The sequence below is a fragment of the Pseudomonas sp. St386 genome (assembly GCF_018325865.1).
Lineage (GTDB): Bacteria > Pseudomonadota > Gammaproteobacteria > Pseudomonadales > Pseudomonadaceae > Aquipseudomonas > Aquipseudomonas brassicacearum.
This window is the reverse complement of sequence record NZ_AP021900.1, coordinates 6,527,997-6,543,704: the sequence shown is the minus strand read 5'-3', so window position 1 is coordinate 6,543,704 and position 15,708 is coordinate 6,527,997. Positions and strand designations below refer to the sequence as shown.

Sequence of the window (15,708 nt, the reverse complement as noted above, 5' to 3'; positions counted from 1 at the left end):
GGCAAGCCTTGATCCCACAGGGTTATAGGCCTGACGATATATCTATTCGATATTTAGCGTGCGCACTAGATGTCGTTAAGGTATATGCCAACATCATAGGCAGGAGTGGCATCCAACTTGCCTTGATCTCTATGTGCGCCAGCATCATGACGGCGCGCGACCGAACTCTTTGACCCGCGAGGAGCCAAACGCTACCGGCCATGACCGCTATCGAATCCGCCATTAGCTGTGCCTTGTACCCGCCACGACTCGAGCTGGGGCCGCAATTGACCCGTGAGCAACTGCTCGCCTCGATGCAATTGACCATGAGCCTCCACCAGGGCGGTCCGGTCTGGCTGTTCGCATACGGTTCATTGATCTGGCGGCCCGAATGCACGGCGGTGGAGCGGATGCGCGGCCGGGTCCATGGTTATCATCGCGGTTTGTACCTGTGGTCCCACGAGCATCGCGGTACACCGGAGTTGCCGGGGCTGGTGTTCGGGCTGGATCGCGGCGGCTCGTGCAGCGGTTTCGCCTACCGATTGCCGGAGGAGAATCTCGAGGACTCGCTGTTTGCCTTGTGGCAACGCGAGATGCCGGTCCCGTCCTATCGCCCGCACTGGCTCAGTTGCCGTCTCGAGGATGGCAGCCGGGTGCAAGCCTTGGGGTTCGTGCTGGAGCGACACCTGCCCAGCTATGCCGGCAACCTGCCGGACCATGTGCTGAGCCAGGTATTTGAAAGCGCCTGTGGGCGTTACGGCACCACTCGCGATTATGTCGAGCAGACCATCCACGCCCTGCGCAGCCACGCCATGCCAGACCGGAATCTGGAGGCGCGGCTCAAGCGCTGCAAATCAGCGCTGGATCAGGCGACCGCTTCGCGGCTCTGACTGGCGATCTGCTTGTGCCACAGGGTTGGCGCGAGGAAGGCCATCGCCAGCAGGCAGGCGACAACCAGTAGGATGAAACCGCCATCCCAGCCGAAATAGTCCACCGTGTAGCCCATCATGGCACTGGCCGCGACCGAACCACCGAGATAACCAAACAGACCGGTAAAGCCGGCAGCCGTGCCCGCCGCTTTCTTGGGCACCAGCTCCAGCGCCTGCAGGCCTACAAGCATGACCGGACCGTAGATCAGAAAGCCGATCGCGAACAGCGAGATCATGTCGACCATCGGGTTGCCCGGCGGATTCAGCCAGTAAACGATCGTCGCAACGGTCACCAATGCCATGAACACCATGCCCGTCAGGCCACGGTTGCCCCGGAAGATCTTGTCCGACATCCACCCGCACAGCAGCGTGCCGGGAATGCCGGCCCACTCGTACAGGAAGTAAGCCCAGGACGTCTTGTCGAAGTTGAAGTGCTTGACCTCTTTAAGGTAGGTCGGCGCCCAATCCAGGATGCCGTAGCGCAACAAGTAGACGAAGACGTTGGCCAGCGCGATGAACCAGAGCATTTTGTTGCGCAGCACGTATTTGACGAAGATGTCCTTGGCGCTGAACTCTTCTTCGTGGCTGGCATCGTAGCCTTCCGGGTAATCGTTCTTGTACTTCTCGATGGGTGGCAAGCCCGTCGATTGCGGCGTGTCGCGCATGACAATGAAGGCAAATACAGCGACCAGCAGCGCCACCGCTGCCGGTACGTAGAACTTGCTGTGCCAGTCGTTGAACCAGCCCATGCCAAGTATCGCCAGTGGACCGATCAGGCCGCCGCCGACGTTGTGGGCGGTGTTCCATACCGAAACCACACCGCCGCGTTCTTTCTGCGACCACCAGTGGACCATGGTGCGCCCGCTAGGTGGCCAACCCATGCCTTGGGCCCAACCGTTGATGAACAACAGGATGAACATCATGGTCACGCTGGAGGTTGCCCACGGTGCGAAACCGAAAACGAACATGACGCCGGCGGACACGATCAGGCCAAAGGGCAGGAAGTAACGAGGGTTGGAGCGGTCGGACACGATGCCCATCAAAAACTTGGAAAGGCCGTAGGCGATCGCGATCGCCGACATCGCCACCCCCAGTTGGCCTTTTGTATAGCCTTGGGCGATCAGATCCGGAAATGCCAGGGTGAAGTTCTTGCGTAGCAGGTAGTAACCCGCATACCCAATGAAAATCCCGGCGAAAATCTGCCAGCGAAGGCGTCGATAGGTGCTGTCTATTTTTTCTTCAGGCAATGGAGCCTGATGTGCGGCAGGGCGAAAGAAAGCAAACATTCAAGAGCTCCAAATTTCTTGTTTTGACTGCGGATGCGAATGTTACAGTTTCGTTACCGAAAATAGCATCGGTTCGCATCAACAAAAAAGCAGGAATGTTGGAGATGTTGTGTTCTTTTATGAACATGTCGCTCAGGTATAACTGAAGGGCGGTGTGGGAATGGCGAAACCGGGTCGTAGGGTTACGGCCCGGTATAAAACAATTCAGGTAAGCAATCAGCGAACCTGAATCACCACTTTTCCGACCGCCTTGCGTTGGCCAAGATCATTGATGGCTTGTGCCGCATTGCTCAGCGGGTACACCTGCGACACCAGCGGCTTGAGCTTGCCCTCGGCAAACCAGCCGAACAATTGCTGGAAGTTGGCGGCGTTGTCCTGAGGCTGGCGCTGGGCGAAGGAGCCCCAGAACACACCCACCACGGCGGCGCCCTTGAGCAGGGCCAGGTTCACCGGCAGTTCGGGGATGCGTCCGCTGGCGAAGCCGACCACCAGCAACCGGCCGTTCCAGGCGATGGCGCGGATGGCCTGGTCGAACAGGTCGCCACCCACCGGATCGTAGATCACATCGGCACCCTGGCCGTCGGTGAGACGCTTGATTTCATCCTTCAGGCTGGTTTCGTTGTAGTTGATCAATTCGTCGGCGCCAGCAGCCTTCGCCACGGCGAGTTTCTCTGCGCTGCTGGCGGCAGCGATCACCCGGGCGCCCATGGCTTTGCCGATCTCCACCGCCGCCAGGCCGACACCACCGGATGCGCCGAGCACCAGCAGGGTTTCGCCGGGTTGCAGGTTGGCCCGTTGCTTGAGGGCGTGCATCGAGGTGCCGTACGTCATGCTGAAGGCGGCGGCGGTGTTGAAATCCATGGACGCAGGAATCGGCAACACGTTGTAGCCAGGTACCGCCACCTGTTCGGCAAAGCTGCCCCAGCCGGTCAGCGCCATCACCCGGTCGCCAACCTTCAAGTGGCTGACTTTCTCTCCCACTTCGCTGACCACGCCGGCGGCTTCGCCACCTGGGGAAAACGGGAAGGGTGGCTTGAATTGGTATTTGCCCTCGATGATCAGCGTGTCAGGGAAGTTCACCCCGGCGGCATGCACCTCCAGCAGCACTTCGTTCTTCTTGGCGACGGGGCTGGCGACGTCTTCCAGCACCAGCGAATCGGCGGGGCCGAATTCTTTGCACAGCACGGCTTTCATCAGGGCTATTCCTTTGGGAGTGATGGCCGATAAGTGTAGGTGTGAGAGACAACGGGTCAACGAGCATGCCCTGCCCTGATAGCCGGCTATAAGCTTGTGCTTGAACGGCGGGGCGGTATGCTGGGCCGCAAACCGGATGAGGAATCAATTGTGAAAGCGTGGATCATGTTGATGCTGGCCCTGTCGCTGCCTGTGGCAGCGATGGCCGAAGAGGGCAAGGAAGCGAAGGAAGGTGAGGCGCCGAAGGTCAGCTACATCACCCTCAGCCCACCCTTTGTTGGCAACTATGGGCTCGACGGTTCGGCGAAGCTGAGGGTCTACAAGGCCGATGTGGCCCTGCGTGTGACGGGAGATGCTGCTGCGGCGGCGGTCAAGGCCAATGAGCCGTTGATTCGCAACCAGTTGGTGGCGCTGTTCGCCCAGCAGACCACCGAGGCCATGAATAACCTGGAAGCCAAGGAAAAGCTGCGCCAGGAAGCGTTGAAGCAGACCCAGCAGGTGATGAACGACGAAACCGGCAAGCCGATGGTCGATGACCTGTTGTTCAACAACCTGATCATTCAGTAAACCGGCTCGATCGCAGCCTTTGGCAGTGCCCGGATCTCCTGGCGCTGCCCAAGGCTGCTTTTTTTCGTCAAGACGCCAGGCTTTTCCGAAACCGGGCCAGGGCGATTGCAAAGAACAAAAGCCCTATGGCCGCCAGCGCCAGCAGGTCCGGCCAGATCACGCCAGGGCCGGCATCACGGAACAGGATCGCCGCGCTGAGGCTGACGAAATGCGTCGAGGGCGAGCCTTGCATCACCCATTGCAACCATTGCGGCATGCTGTCCAGCGGTGTGCTGCCGCCCGACAACAGCAGCATCGGGATGATGACCGGGATCGCCAGCAAACCGAACTGCGGCGTCGAACGAGCGAGGGTGGCGAGGAAGATGCCCAGTGAGGTGCTGGCGAACAGGTAGAGTGCGGTCACCAGCAGGAAGAGCACCATGGAGCCGGCGAGAGGTACGCCCAGGGCAAACTTGACGATGATTTCCAGCGACGCCCAGGTGCACAGCACCACTACCAGCAGGTTGCTCCAGATTTTCGCCAGCATGATTTCCAATGCCGTCAGCGGCAGCACCAGCAAGTGGTCGAGGGTACCGTGCTCGCGCTCGCGCAGCAGCGCGGTCCCCGTCAGGATGATGGCCAGGATCGTGATGTTGTTGACGATCTGGATCACTGCCAGGAACCAGCCACCTTCCAGGTTGGTATTGAACAGCGAACGCGTGGTCAGCCTCACGGGTGTTGCTTCGCTCGTTTGTGCCTGGCCGGCGTAGGTCGTCAGTTCCTGTTGGAAAATCCGTCCTATATAGCCGGCGCCCATGAACGCCTGGCTCATGGCCGTGGCGTCGACGTTGAGTTGCAGCGTCGGTTCGCGTCCTGCGAGCAGGTCGGCCTGGAAGTTGGCGGGCACATTAATGACAAAGGTGTAGCGGCCACTGTCCATGACCTTGTCCAGTTCGGCATAGGGCAGGGCCACCGGGTTCTGGAACTCCGGCGGTTGCAGGACCTGGGCCAATTGGCGCGAGAGATGGCTCTGGTCTTCGTCCACTATTGCGACACTGGCGTTGTGGACGCCGATTACCGAACCGGCGGCCGGCATGTAGATCGCCACCGTGAAGGCGTAGCCCAAAAACAGCAGCAGAACGGAGTCGTACCGCAGGCTGGTCAGTTCCTTGAGCCCCAGACGCCAGATATGTGAAAGCGTGTGCATCAGGCCTCCTGCTTTTTCAGCATGATCAGGCTGAGCCCGGTGAAACCCAGGAAAAACCCGCCCAGCGCCAGGCATTGCGGCCATAGCTGGCGCAGATCCAGGGCCTTGGTGAAGGTGCCGACGGCGATATCGAGGAAATAACCGGCGGGAAACAACTGGCCCATCACCGAGGCCGCGCCGTCCAGGGACGAACGCGGCACGATCAGCCCCGAGAACTGGATGGTCGGCAGGCTGGTGATGATCATGGTGCCGAGGATCGCCGCGATCTGGGTGCGGGTGAACGCCGAGATCAGCAGCCCCATGCTGGTGGTCGCCAGTACATAGAGGAGGCCGCCCACCGCCAGCGTCAGGCCGCTGCCCTTGAACGGCACACCGAACAGCCAGCGGTTCATCGCTGTCAGCAGGGCCAGGTTGATCAGGCTGACCGCCAGGTAGGGCACTTGTTTGCCCAGCAGGAACTCCAGGCGGGTCAGCGGCGTGGCGTAGAAATTGGTGATCGAACCCAGCTCCTTCTCCCGCACGATGCCCAGCGCCGTCAACATGGCCGGAATGAACGCCAGGATCAGCGCCATGACCCCAGGGCCGATGGCGTTGACGCTGACCACGTCCTGGTTGTAGCGAAAGCGCGTCTCCAGCGTCGCGCCGGGTTGCCGGTTCGGTGCGCGGCTGCTGAGTTCGGCCAGTTGCTCAAGGTTGGCCTGGTGCACGGCCTGGACGTAGTTGCGACTGGTCTCGGCCCGAAACGGTATGCCGCCGTCCAGCCAGGCGCCCACTGTCGGCTGGCGGCCAGCGTAAAGGTCACGTCCAAACCCAGGGGGGATTTCCAGGGCCAGCTTGATCTCCGAGCGCTGCAAACGTCGATGCAGCTCCTTCGCGTCGCGGATGATCGGCTGCTCCTCGAAGTAGCGCGAGCTGCGGAACGCTTCCAGGTAGGCACGGCTTTGCGGGCTCTGATCCTGGTCATACACGGCGAAGGCCAGTTTCTCCACATCGAGGGAAATACCGAAGCCGAAGACCACCATCATGAACAAGGCGCCCAGCAAGGCGAATGCCATCCGCACCTTGTCGCGCAGCAGCTCCTTGCCCTCCCGGCTGGCAACGGCCCACAGGCGACCGAGGCTCAGGCCGCGCCGGTCCCGGGGGGCGTCGGCACTGTCGAGGGTCACGGGAGCGGCGTCTTGTTGCGTCTCGCCCTGGGCTTTCTCCAGGCAGGTGACGAACGCGGCTTCCAGCGTCTGGCCGTTGAACTGCGCCTGCAAGGCCGCCGGCGTGTCACAAGCCAGGACCTTGCCGGCGTGCATCAGCGAAATGCGATCGCAGCGCTGGGCCTCGTTCATGAAATGGGTGGAAAGGAAAATTGTCACGCCCTGTTCGCGAGACAACTCGATCAACAGCCGCCAGAAATCATCCCGCGCAGCCGGATCGACACCCGAGGTCGGCTCATCGAGGATCAGCACTTCCGGGCGATGCAACACTGCCACCGCCAGGGACAAACGTTGGCGCAGGCCCAGTGGCAGCGAGCCGGAAGGCTGGTCCGCCAGCGCCTGGAGATTGAAGCGCTGGATCAGTTCGTCGATGCGCTGGCGACTGTCCGTCGTGGGCAGGTCGAAGAGCTTGGCGTGCAGCTCCAGGTTTTGGCGCACGCTCAGTTCGCCGTACAGCGAAAAACTCTGGGACATGAAACCCACCCGCTTGCGGGTGGCGAGGTCCTTGGCGTTGACCGGGTTGCCCAGCAGCCGGGCACTGCCTTCGCTGGCAGGGATCAGCCCGGTCAGCACCTTCATGGTGGTGGTCTTGCCGCAACCGTTGGAACCCAGGAACCCAAAGATCTCGCCGCGACCAATCGCGAAGCTGACGTTGTCGACGGCGGTGAAATCACCGAAGCGCAAAGTGAGGTCGTGGGCTTCGATGGCAATGTCGGTGGTGTTGGCGCTCCTGGGGGGGATCACCAGCGGCTCGGCATCGCGGCCGCTGTCGCCCTGAAAATGGGTGAAGGCCGAATCGAGCTTGCCGTCCGGGGTGACCTTGGCCAGCTCCGCACTCAGGCCCTTGGCGATCAAGCGACCGTTGTCGAGCATCAGGCAATGCTCGAATTGTTCGGCCTCTTCCATGTACGCGGTGGCGACCAGCAGGGTCAGTTGCGGGCGTTGTCGGCGCACGTCTTCTATCAGTTCCCAGAAGCGCCGCCGGGACAGCGGGTCCACGCCGGTGGTGGGTTCGTCGAGAATCAGCAGGTCCGGTTCATGGATCAGCGCGCAACACAGGCCGAGCTTCTGCTTCATGCCGCCGGACAGCTTGCCCGCCGGACGATCGGCAAAACGCTGCAGATCGGTGGCCAGCAGCAAAGTGCCCATGCGTTGTTCGCAGTCTGCCCGCGATAACCCGAACAGCGTGCCGAAGAAGCGAATGTTCTCGCGTATCGACAGGTCCGGGTAAAGGTTGCCCCCAAGCCCTTGGGGCATGAAGGCAATGCGTCGGTAGAGGGTGTTGCGATGGCGTCGGTCGTCGATCGAGGCGCCGAGCACGTCCAGTTGGCCGTGCTGGAGTTTCTTCACTCCGGCAATCAGCCCCAGCAGGCTCGACTTGCCGGCGCCGTCCGGGCCGATCAGGCCGCAGCGAGTGCCGACGGGCAGGCTGAAGGCGATATCGCTCAACGCCACCTGCTGGCCGTAGCGATGCTCGATGCCCGAGGCGTGCAATGCCTCGTCGAGGGCGGTGCTCATTGCAGGTTGGCCGGCCAGTCGATGGGGGCGGTGCGTACATAGCCGGCACCGGGCATGCCGGGTTTGGCCTGGGGCACTTCGCCGGGTTGGGTCAGGCGTACTTTGACGCGGAACACCAGTTTCTGGCGTTCATCACGGGTCTCGACTTCTTTCGGGGTGAACTGGGATTTGGCCGCGACGAAGCTGACCTTGGCCGGCAGCGGTCGCTCGGGCAGGGCGTCGAGCAGCAGGCGCGCTTCATTGCCCACTGCCAGTTTTCCGGCCACCGAGGCCGGCAGGTAGAGGTTCATGTATTGGTCATTCGGATCGATCATCAGCAACACCCGGCCGCCGGCGCCCAGCACTTCACCCGGCTCGGCCAGGCGCAACTGGATCACGCCGTCGAGTGGCGCCCGCAACGTACTGTCATCTATTTCACTGGTGAGCTGCGCCACTTGGGCCAGGGTCGCGCCGATGGCCGCATTCGCCGCCGATACCTGGGCCCGAGCGGCGTTGACCGCAGCGTTGGCGGTGTCGACGCGGGCTTGTTGCTGGTCGATGACCTGGCCGCTGGCGTAACCGCGCTTGAACAGTTCCTGGGTCCGCTTGAGTTCCTGGTGAGCGAGCAATTGTTCGCTCTGGCGCAACTGTACGTTGGCTTCGGTGGCGGCAAGGTTCTGTCGGGCACGCACGACTTCGGCCTCGGCCTGATTGCGCTGGGCCTCCAGGGTGCGGGTGTCCATGCGCGCCAGCACTTGGCCCTTGATGACGTTGTCGCCTTCGTCGACATGAACTTCGGCCAGGCGTCCGGGCGTCTTGCTGGCGATCTGGACCTCGGTGGCCTCCAGGCGGCCGTTGCCCATGCTCAAGCCTTCCGGCAGGCGATCGTGGCGTGACTTCCAGTAGCCGAAACCGCCGGCGGCCAGCAACACGGTCATCAAGGCAAAGGCAAAAAAACGCGAGGTACGATGGTTCGTCGACATGTCCGGCATCCTGCGGCTATAGCATCGAAGTCTGCGGGATCAATGACCGATCCAGCTTGATATCCATCAACTCATCGGCGATCAGCGCAGGGCAATCACTGCTGCCCACTGTTCGGCCGTGACAGGCATCACCGACAGTCGCGAGCCTTTCTGCACCAGTGGCATTTCAGCCAGCGCGGTCTGTTGCTTGAGGTAGTCGAGCTTCAGCACGTGGGGAAACGTTTCGACGTGGGCTACGTCGATCGCGGTCCAGGGGTTTTTGTCCGGGCCGGCCTTGGGGTCGAAGTAATGGCTATCGGGTTCCAGCGCTGTCGGATCGGGGTAGGCCGCGCGGACGATCCGGCCGATCCCGGCAATGCCTGGCTCGGGGCAACTGGAGTGGTAGAAAAAGAACGCGTCGCCCACCGCCATGGTCCGCAGGAAATTACGCGCCTGGTAGTTGCGAACCCCGTCCCAGCGTGCCTGGCCGAGCTTTTCCAAGCCTTGGATGGATAATTCGTCGGGCTCGGACTTCATCAGCCAATAGGCCATGATTGCTACTCCTTGGCGGTGTTGAAAAAAATAGTTCAGCGATTTTATGACAAACCGACAGTCGGTTGACGCCAGAGTTTGCGTGTCGGGGCCGGTTGCCGCAAAATGCCGGCCTTCCAAGCTTGACGCTGCTGCACGGCCAATAAGAAAACCGCTGCTGTCATCGTGTGTGATATGCCTTGAGGGGGGCAATCGATGAAACGCAAACCGGATTTGTTGTGGATCTTGGTCATTCTGTTCGGTCTAGGTGTCGTGACCACGGGTTACGCTCAAAGCCTGTGGGCCAACAAGACCGACGCGCCGGTGGAAATCACCCAACCCGCGTCATCGTTCAAACGCTGAACCCGCTTTCCTGGCGCCGCTGATGACCGCGGCGTCTACCCCGCGATATACCATTGCCTGTCGCTGACCGTTCCCTGCAGCGGCACGTCCCAGCTTGCCTGCGCCAATCGTTCGACTTTCTGGCATTCATGGGCCAGCCCCAATAGCGTCGGCTTGCGCCACTGCTTGCGTCGCGCCAGATACGCCAGGCTGCGGTCATAAAAGCCGCCGCCCATGCCCAATCGACCTCCCGCATCGTCAAACCCCACCAGTGGCAACAGCACCAGGTCCAGCGTCCAGACCTTGCGTTGCCGGGCGAGGTTCTTGCGCGGTTCAGGAATACGAAACCGGTTGGGCTGCATTTTTTCGCCGGGGTGGATGCGCTGGAACACCATCTTGGTCTGCGGCCACGGGCTGAGCACCGGCAGGTAAGTAGCCTTGCCCCGGCGTTGGGCTGCGCGCAGCAGCAGGCGCGGATCGATCTCGCCGTCGTTGGGCAGGTACAGGGCGATGTGCCGCGCACGGCGAAACAGCGGATGCTGGGCCAGTTGCTTGTACAGCCCGCGGGCGGCTTGCCGTTGCTGGGCGGGCGTCAGGGCGCGACGGGCCTGGCGCAGCAGGCGTCGAAGTTGCGGGCGGGGCAGCAGCGCAGGTTCGGTCATATCAGTGCTTCACGCAGTGGCGATGTCACAGCGTAACCGCAAAACAGGCTGCCCAGAAATGCCGGCGCCAGAAACGACAATGCCAGTCCGCATGGACTGGCATTGTCTGGAGTCAGGCTCCCCGGATGAACCGCTGTCGGCTTAGCCCTTGAACCCGAAAGTTCAAGGTGGAAGTTGCAGGGGGCGTTAAGGCTTTCCGTCAAGCGGACATGCACACCGGCCCCAACGTGCAACCCCCGTGGTTGTGCGTATCGGCTCAGGGACATCACCAACTGGCAAGCACCCCAGGGAGTGATGCGAGTATACCCCAGGCAGCCTCGCGAATCAGCCCTTGCTGACGTCTGGATCGGTGGCGAGCACCAGATCCACCCGATCGAGCAGGTCGCGCACCTGTTCACGGGTCGAGCCGCTGACCTGCAGGTCCGGTGTATCCTGGCGATGCAGCAGGTCGTGGGTGATGTTCAAGGCGGCCATCACGGCGATGCGGTCGGCACCGATGACTTTGCCGCTGCTGCGGATCTCGCGCATCTTGCCATCCAGGTAACGGGCGGCGCTCACCAGGTTGCTACGCTCTTCCTGGGGGCAGATGATCGAATATTCTTTGTCGAGGATCTGCACGGTAACGCTATTGCTTGAACTCATGAGTCTTGCTCCAGGGCCTTGAGGCGCGAAATCATCGATTCGACCTTACGCCGGGCGATTTCGTTTTTTTCAATGAGGTGCGCGCGTTCCTCGCGCCAGGTTTTTTCCTGAGCTAATAGGAGTCCGTTTTGGCTCTTAAGTTGCTCGACCCGGTCAATTAGCAGTTCGAGTCTGGCCATCAGCGCTTGCAGGTCGGTGTCTTCCATTGTGTCCACTGAAGATTGTGTCTGATGGAGGGTATGGGTCGCACAGCCTCTGATAGTCTTGGCGAGTCTGTCGATGTAGGATACAAGGCCTCCATTCTAGACATAGCGCCGTCTGGCGCCTAGCTGCCCATGCCCATTCAGAATTCCCCGTATCAAGCATTCGCCACCCTGCTGAGCACCAGCGGTCATCCTGTCTCGCCTGCTGAACTGCATGGCCTGCTGCTCGGTCGCAGCTGCGCCGGTGCCGGCTTCGATGCCGACGGCTGGTTGGCCGACGCCGCCGAACTGCTGGAAGGCGAGCCGGCGGACAACGTCCGCAACGCGCTCATCGGCCTGCAGGAAATGGTCAAGGGTGAGCTGACCAGCGACGACATGACCGTCGTCCTGCTGCTGCCCACTGACGACGCCCCCTTGGCCGACCGCGCCGCTGCGCTGGGCCAATGGTGCCAGGGCTTCCTCGCCGGCTTCGGCCTGACCCGTCGCGAATACGCCTTGAGCGAAGAGGCCAAGGAAGTGTTGCAGGACTTGGCCGCGATCTCCCAGGTCCAGGATGCCCTGGAAGAGTCCGATGACGGCGAAAGCGACTACATGGAAGTGATGGAGTACCTGCGGGTCGCGCCATTGCTGCTGTTCACCGAGACCAAGAAAACCGATGCAGCGGCCCCCAAGCCGTCCTTGCATTAATTTTTAGAGGGAACACCGTCTGCCCATGATTCATATCCCGAAATCGGAATACAGCCGTCGCCGCAAGGCCCTGATGGCGCAGATGGAACCCAACAGCATCGCAATCCTGCCCGCCGCCGCCGTTGCGATCCGCAACCGCGACGTCGAGCACGTCTACCGCCAGGACAGCGACTTCCAGTACCTCAGCGGCTTTCCCGAGCCGCAGGCGGTGCTGGTGCTGATGCCGGGCCGCGCCCATGGCGAATACATCCTCTTTTGCCGCGAACGCAACGCCGAACGTGAGTTGTGGGATGGCCTGCGCGCCGGCCAGGAAGGGGCGATCCGTGACTACGCCGCCGACGACGCGTTTCCCATCACCGACATCGACGACATCCTGCCGGGCCTGATCGAAGGCCGCGACCGGGTGTATTCGGCCATGGGCAGCAACCCGGAATTCGACCGGCACCTGATGGAGTGGATCAACGTGATTCGCTCCAAGGCCCACCTCGGCGCCCAGCCGCCGAACGAATTCGTTGCCCTGGATCATCTGCTGCATGACATGCGCCTGTATAAATCGGCGGCAGAAGTGAAAGTGATGCGCGAAGCGGCGCGGATTTCCGCCCAGGCGCACATTCGGGCGATGCAGGCGGCGCGTCCGGGGCTGCATGAGTTCAGCCTGGAAGCCGAGCTGGACTATGAGTTCCGCAAGGGCGGGGCGAAGATGCCGGCCTATGGTTCGATCGTCGCGGCGGGGCGCAATAGCTGCATCCTGCACTACCAGCAGAATGACGCGCTGCTCAAGGACGGCGACCTGGTACTGATCGACGCAGGCTGTGAAATCGACTGCTACGCCAGCGATATCACCCGTACCTGGCCGGTCAGTGGCAAGTTCTCACCCGAGCAGAAGGCGATCTACGAAGTGGTGCTGGCTGCCCAGGAAGCCGCGTTCGCCCAGATTGCGCCGGACAAACACTGGAACCAGGCTCACGAAGCGACGGTGCGGGTGATTACCGAAGGATTGGTGCGCCTTGGCCTGCTGGAGGGTGAGGTGGACGCGTTGATCGCCAGCGAGGCCTACCGGGCGTTCTACATGCACCGCGCTGGCCACTGGCTGGGCATGGACGTGCATGACGTGGGCGAATATCGGGTCGGCGGCGAGTGGCGGGTACTTGAGGTCGGCATGACGCTGACGGTGGAGCCGGGCATCTACATCGGCCCGAACAACCGCAGCGTAGCGAAAAAATGGCGCGGCATTGGCGTGCGCATCGAGGATGACGTGGTAGTGACCAAAACCGGTTGTGAAATCCTGAGCCACGGCGTACCGAAGACGGTCGCCGACATCGAGGCCCTGATGGCCGCTGCCCGGACGCAAGTGGCATGAGCCGGGTCAATCTGGCGATCGTCGGCGGCGGCCTGGTCGGCGCGAGCCTGGCGCTGGCCCTGCAGGCCGGTGCCAAGGCCCGGGGCTGGAAGATCATGCTGATCGAGCCCTTTGCCCCCGGCGATGCCTGGCAGCCAAGCTACGACGCCCGGTCCTCGGCATTGTCCTACGGTGCCCGGCAGATTTATCAACGCCTGGGTGTCTGGCAGGAGATTTCCCGCCGCGCCGAACCGATCAAACAGATCCATGTGTCCGACCGCGGGCGGTTTTCCACGGCGCGGTTGTCGGCCATGGAAGAGGGCGTGCCGGCGCTGGGCTACGTGGTGGAAAACGCCTGGCTCGGCCAGTGCCTGTGGCAAGGCCTGGACCCGGAGGTGGTGAGTTGGCGCTGCCCGGCGCAGGTCACCCGCATGGAGCCGCTGGTCGGCGGTTATCGCTTGACCCTGGACGACGAAACCACCCTGGAATGCGACCTTGCCGTACTGGCTGATGGCGGCCGCTCCAGCCTGCGCGAGCAGTTGGGTATCGGCGTGCGCAGTCGACCCTACGACCAGAGCGCCTTGATCGCCAACATCACCCCCAGCGAAGCCCACAACGGCATGGCCTTCGAACGTTTCACCGATGACGGCCCGATGGCCTTGTTGCCACTGCCGGAGAATCGTTGCGCGCTGGTCTGGACCCGTCAGGGCATGGACGCACAACGGCTGGCGGCCCTCGACGAGCGCAGTTTTCTAAGTGAATTGCAGGGCGTGTTCGGCTATCGCCTGGGCACCCTGAAACAGGTGGGCGTACGACATCTGTACCCGCTGGCGCTGGTGGAGGCCGAAGAACAGGTCCGTCCGCACCTGGCGATCCTGGGCAACGCCGCCCACAGCCTGCACCCGATTGCCGGGCAGGGGTTCAATCTGTCCCTGCGCGACGCCCAGGCCCTGGCCGATGCCCTGCTCGACAGCGAAAGCGAGCCTGGGGATTTTGCCGTGTTGCAAGCCTATCGCGAGCGCCAGCGAATGGATCAGGTCCTGACCGTGGGCTTCTCCGACCAGGTCACGCGCCTGTTCGCCAGCAACCTGCCATTGGTGTCCCTGGGCCGTAACCTCGGCCTGTTGGGCCTCGACTTGCTGCCGCCGGCCAAGCGCTGGTTCGCCCGTCAGGCCATGGGGCTGGGGACGCGTCCCGATGCTTGAGGCCGGGGCTGTCATTTCTTTTCATGGGCGACCGATGTCGCCAGCAAAACAGGCTTAGAGCATGGAATTGCGTGCAGATCTGCTGATTGTCGGCGCCGGTATGGTCGGCAGCGCCCTGGCGCTGGCGTTGCAGGGCAGTGGCCTGCAAGTGCTGCTGCTCGACGGCAGCCCGATGAGTGTCAAACCCTTCGACCCCCAGGCCGCGTTCGAACCCCGGGTCAGTGCCTTGTCGACGGCCAGCCAGCGGATCCTCGATCGCCTGGGCGTCTGGGACGGCATCACCGCCCGGCGCGCCAGCCCCTATACCGACATGCACGTCTGGGACGGCAGCGGCACCGGGCAGATCCATTTCTCGGCCGCCAGCCTGCACGCCGAGGCGCTTGGGCACATCGTTGAAAACCGCGTTGTGCAGGACGCCTTGCTGGATCGACTGCATGACTGCGACCTGGGCCTGCTGGCCAATGCCCGGCTGGAACAGATGCGTCGTTCCGGTGACGACTGGCTGCTGACCCTGGCCGATGGCCGTACGTTGCGCGCGCCCCTGGTCATCGCGGCTGACGGCGCGAATTCCGCCGTGCGTCGCCTGACCGGCGTTGCCACGCGGGAATGGGATTACCTGCACCACGCCATCGTCACCAGCGTGCGCAGCGCCCGGCCGCATCGAATGACGGCCTGGCAGCGTTTCACCGACAACGGTCCGCTGGCGTTCCTGCCACTTGAGCGTGACGGCCGGCACGACTGGTGCTCGATCGTCTGGTCCACCACCCCCGGTGAAGCGCAGCGCTTGATGGCGCTCGATGAAACTCAATTCTGCAGCGAACTGGAACGGGCCTTTGAAGGCCAGCTCGGCACGGTACTGAGTGCCGACCCACGCCTGTGCGTGCCGCTGCGCCAACGACATGCCAAGCGCTATGTGGCCGAAGGGCTGGCATTGATCGGCGACGCGGCCCATACCATTCATCCGTTGGCCGGGCAGGGCGTGAACCTGGGCTTCCTCGACGCCGCCGTGCTGGCCGAAGTGCTGTTGCAGGCGGCCGGGCGTGGCGAACGACTGGCGGACGTGAAGGTGCTGAGCCGCTACGAGCGGCGACGCATGCCCCATAACCTGGCGTTGATGGCGGCGATGGAAGGTTTCGAGCGCTTGTTCCAGGCCGATCCATTGCCGGTGCGCTGGTTGCGTAATACCGGGTTGAAGCTGGTGGACCGCATGCCCGAGGCCAAGGCGTTGTTTGTGCGCGAGGCGCTGGGGTTGATTGGGGATTTGCCGGATCTGGCCAAGGCCTGAGAGGTGG

General features: G+C 62.4%; 16 protein-coding genes and 1 other RNA gene. 7 read left to right on the top strand and 10 right to left on the bottom strand.

From position 1 onward, the window contains the following. The first annotated feature begins 200 nt into the window (after positions 1 to 200). The gene (locus KI235_RS29125) at positions 201 to 869 is read left to right on the top strand and encodes a gamma-glutamylcyclotransferase (RefSeq protein ID WP_003206704.1); all 669 of its coding nucleotides are present in this window, start codon (positions 201 to 203) and stop codon (positions 867 to 869) included. Here the strand turns inward: KI235_RS29125 and glpT are convergent. Then, on the bottom strand, positions 845 to 2,194 hold the full coding sequence (gene glpT / locus KI235_RS29120; RefSeq protein ID WP_003206703.1) for a glycerol-3-phosphate transporter: 1,350 nt from the start codon (positions 2,192 to 2,194) through the stop codon (positions 845 to 847). The two genes, KI235_RS29125 and glpT, sit on opposite strands and share 25 nt — an antisense overlap. Before the next feature lie 216 nt (positions 2,195 to 2,410). After that, positions 2,411 to 3,388, bottom strand: coding sequence for an NADPH:quinone oxidoreductase family protein (locus KI235_RS29115; protein ID WP_013694521.1), 978 nt, complete (start codon positions 3,386 to 3,388; stop codon positions 2,411 to 2,413). A gap of 150 nt (positions 3,389 to 3,538) precedes the next feature. On the opposite strand from KI235_RS29115, the gene KI235_RS29110 reads away from it, so the two are divergent. Continuing rightward, positions 3,539 to 3,955, top strand: coding sequence for a flagellar basal body-associated protein FliL (locus KI235_RS29110; protein ID WP_003206698.1), 417 nt, complete (start codon positions 3,539 to 3,541; stop codon positions 3,953 to 3,955). Positions 3,956 to 4,022: 67 nt separating this feature from the next. On the opposite strand, the gene KI235_RS29105 is transcribed toward KI235_RS29110, so the two are convergent. The 4 genes from KI235_RS29105 to KI235_RS29090 all read right to left on the bottom strand — a co-directional run bounded on the left by KI235_RS29105 (position 4,023) and on the right by KI235_RS29090 (position 9,357). Continuing rightward, positions 4,023 to 5,141, bottom strand: coding sequence for an ABC transporter permease (locus KI235_RS29105; RefSeq protein WP_013694520.1), 1,119 nt, complete (start codon positions 5,139 to 5,141; stop codon positions 4,023 to 4,025). Beyond that, positions 5,141 to 7,864, bottom strand: coding sequence for a ribosome-associated ATPase/putative transporter RbbA (rbbA, locus tag KI235_RS29100; RefSeq protein WP_003206695.1), 2,724 nt, complete (start codon positions 7,862 to 7,864; stop codon positions 5,141 to 5,143). Before rbbA ends, KI235_RS29105 begins: the two co-directional genes overlap by 1 nt. Further along, positions 7,861 to 8,826, bottom strand: coding sequence for an efflux RND transporter periplasmic adaptor subunit (locus KI235_RS29095; RefSeq protein WP_003206693.1), 966 nt, complete (start codon positions 8,824 to 8,826; stop codon positions 7,861 to 7,863). The genes rbbA and KI235_RS29095 overlap by 4 nt, the downstream gene beginning before the upstream one ends. A gap of 81 nt (positions 8,827 to 8,907) precedes the next feature. Continuing rightward, complete coding sequence (locus KI235_RS29090) at positions 8,908 to 9,357, bottom strand: EVE domain-containing protein (RefSeq protein ID WP_003206690.1); 450 nt, start codon at positions 9,355 to 9,357, stop codon at positions 8,908 to 8,910. Positions 9,358 to 9,552: 195 nt separating this feature from the next. Between KI235_RS29090 and KI235_RS29085 the strand changes: the two genes are divergently transcribed. Then, complete coding sequence (locus KI235_RS29085; protein WP_003206689.1) at positions 9,553 to 9,699, top strand: hypothetical protein; 147 nt, start codon at positions 9,553 to 9,555, stop codon at positions 9,697 to 9,699. 35 nt (positions 9,700 to 9,734) lie between these two features. Here the strand turns inward: KI235_RS29085 and KI235_RS29080 are convergent, their stop codons facing one another. The 4 genes from KI235_RS29080 to KI235_RS29065 form a co-directional block, all read right to left on the bottom strand. Then, positions 9,735 to 10,340, bottom strand: coding sequence for a 5-formyltetrahydrofolate cyclo-ligase (locus KI235_RS29080; protein ID WP_013694517.1), 606 nt, complete (start codon positions 10,338 to 10,340; stop codon positions 9,735 to 9,737). Between the two features lie 114 nt (positions 10,341 to 10,454). Then, positions 10,455 to 10,634: non-coding RNA, 6S RNA (gene ssrS, locus KI235_RS29075), on the bottom strand. Positions 10,635 to 10,664: 30 nt separating this feature from the next. Next, entirely contained in the window at positions 10,665 to 10,982 is a 318-nt protein-coding gene (locus tag KI235_RS29070) for a cell division protein ZapA (RefSeq protein ID WP_003177364.1), read from the bottom strand. Beyond that, positions 10,979 to 11,188: a TIGR02449 family protein gene (locus tag KI235_RS29065; RefSeq protein WP_003177365.1), complete on the bottom strand. Its 210-nt coding sequence runs from the start codon at positions 11,186 to 11,188 to the stop codon at positions 10,979 to 10,981. The genes KI235_RS29070 and KI235_RS29065 overlap by 4 nt, the downstream gene beginning before the upstream one ends. A 129-nt stretch (positions 11,189 to 11,317) precedes the next feature. Between KI235_RS29065 and KI235_RS29060 the strand changes: the two genes are divergently transcribed. The 4 genes from KI235_RS29060 to KI235_RS29045 all read left to right on the top strand — a co-directional run bounded on the left by KI235_RS29060 (position 11,318) and on the right by KI235_RS29045 (position 15,701). Then, entirely contained in the window at positions 11,318 to 11,872 is a 555-nt protein-coding gene (locus KI235_RS29060) for a YecA family protein (protein WP_003206685.1), read from the top strand. A gap of 25 nt (positions 11,873 to 11,897) precedes the next feature. Beyond that, on the top strand, positions 11,898 to 13,232 hold the full coding sequence (gene pepP / locus KI235_RS29055) for a Xaa-Pro aminopeptidase (protein ID WP_013694516.1): 1,335 nt from the start codon (positions 11,898 to 11,900) through the stop codon (positions 13,230 to 13,232). Next, positions 13,229 to 14,416 carry a 2-octaprenyl-6-methoxyphenyl hydroxylase gene (gene ubiH / locus KI235_RS29050; RefSeq protein ID WP_003206682.1) on the top strand — a complete coding sequence of 396 codons (1,188 nt, stop codon included), beginning with the start codon at positions 13,229 to 13,231 and terminating at the stop codon, positions 14,414 to 14,416. Before pepP ends, ubiH begins: the two co-directional genes overlap by 4 nt. Positions 14,417 to 14,483: 67 nt before the next feature. Further along, a complete protein-coding gene (locus KI235_RS29045; protein ID WP_180988347.1) occupies positions 14,484 to 15,701 on the top strand; it encodes a 2-octaprenyl-3-methyl-6-methoxy-1,4-benzoquinol hydroxylase in 1,218 nt (405 codons plus the stop codon). Positions 15,702 to 15,708: the final 7 nt, after the last annotated feature.

Excerpts from the sequence above, each read along its gene's own strand:
- KI235_RS29125 (WP_003206704.1), top strand. The coding sequence starts at position 201 with ATGACCGCTATCGAATCCGCCATTAGCTGTGCCTTGTACCCGCCACGA.
- glpT (WP_003206703.1), bottom strand. The coding sequence starts at position 2,194 with ATGTTTGCTTTCTTTCGCCCTGCCGCACATCAGGCTCCATTGCCTGAA.
- KI235_RS29115 (WP_013694521.1), bottom strand. The coding sequence starts at position 3,388 with ATGAAAGCCGTGCTGTGCAAAGAATTCGGCCCCGCCGATTCGCTGGTG.
- KI235_RS29105 (WP_013694520.1), bottom strand. The coding sequence starts at position 5,141 with ATGCACACGCTTTCACATATCTGGCGTCTGGGGCTCAAGGAACTGACC.
- rbbA (WP_003206695.1), bottom strand. The coding sequence starts at position 7,864 with ATGAGCACCGCCCTCGACGAGGCATTGCACGCCTCGGGCATCGAGCAT.
- KI235_RS29095 (WP_003206693.1), bottom strand. The coding sequence starts at position 8,826 with ATGTCGACGAACCATCGTACCTCGCGTTTTTTTGCCTTTGCCTTGATG.
- KI235_RS29090 (WP_003206690.1), bottom strand. The coding sequence starts at position 9,357 with ATGGCCTATTGGCTGATGAAGTCCGAGCCCGACGAATTATCCATCCAA.
- KI235_RS29085 (WP_003206689.1), top strand. The coding sequence starts at position 9,553 with ATGAAACGCAAACCGGATTTGTTGTGGATCTTGGTCATTCTGTTCGGT.
- KI235_RS29080 (WP_013694517.1), bottom strand. The coding sequence starts at position 10,340 with ATGACCGAACCTGCGCTGCTGCCCCGCCCGCAACTTCGACGCCTGCTG.
- KI235_RS29070 (WP_003177364.1), bottom strand. The coding sequence starts at position 10,982 with ATGAGTTCAAGCAATAGCGTTACCGTGCAGATCCTCGACAAAGAATAT.
- KI235_RS29065 (WP_003177365.1), bottom strand. The coding sequence starts at position 11,188 with ATGGAAGACACCGACCTGCAAGCGCTGATGGCCAGACTCGAACTGCTA.
- KI235_RS29060 (WP_003206685.1), top strand. The coding sequence starts at position 11,318 with ATGCCCATTCAGAATTCCCCGTATCAAGCATTCGCCACCCTGCTGAGC.
- pepP (WP_013694516.1), top strand. The coding sequence starts at position 11,898 with ATGATTCATATCCCGAAATCGGAATACAGCCGTCGCCGCAAGGCCCTG.
- ubiH (WP_003206682.1), top strand. The coding sequence starts at position 13,229 with ATGAGCCGGGTCAATCTGGCGATCGTCGGCGGCGGCCTGGTCGGCGCG.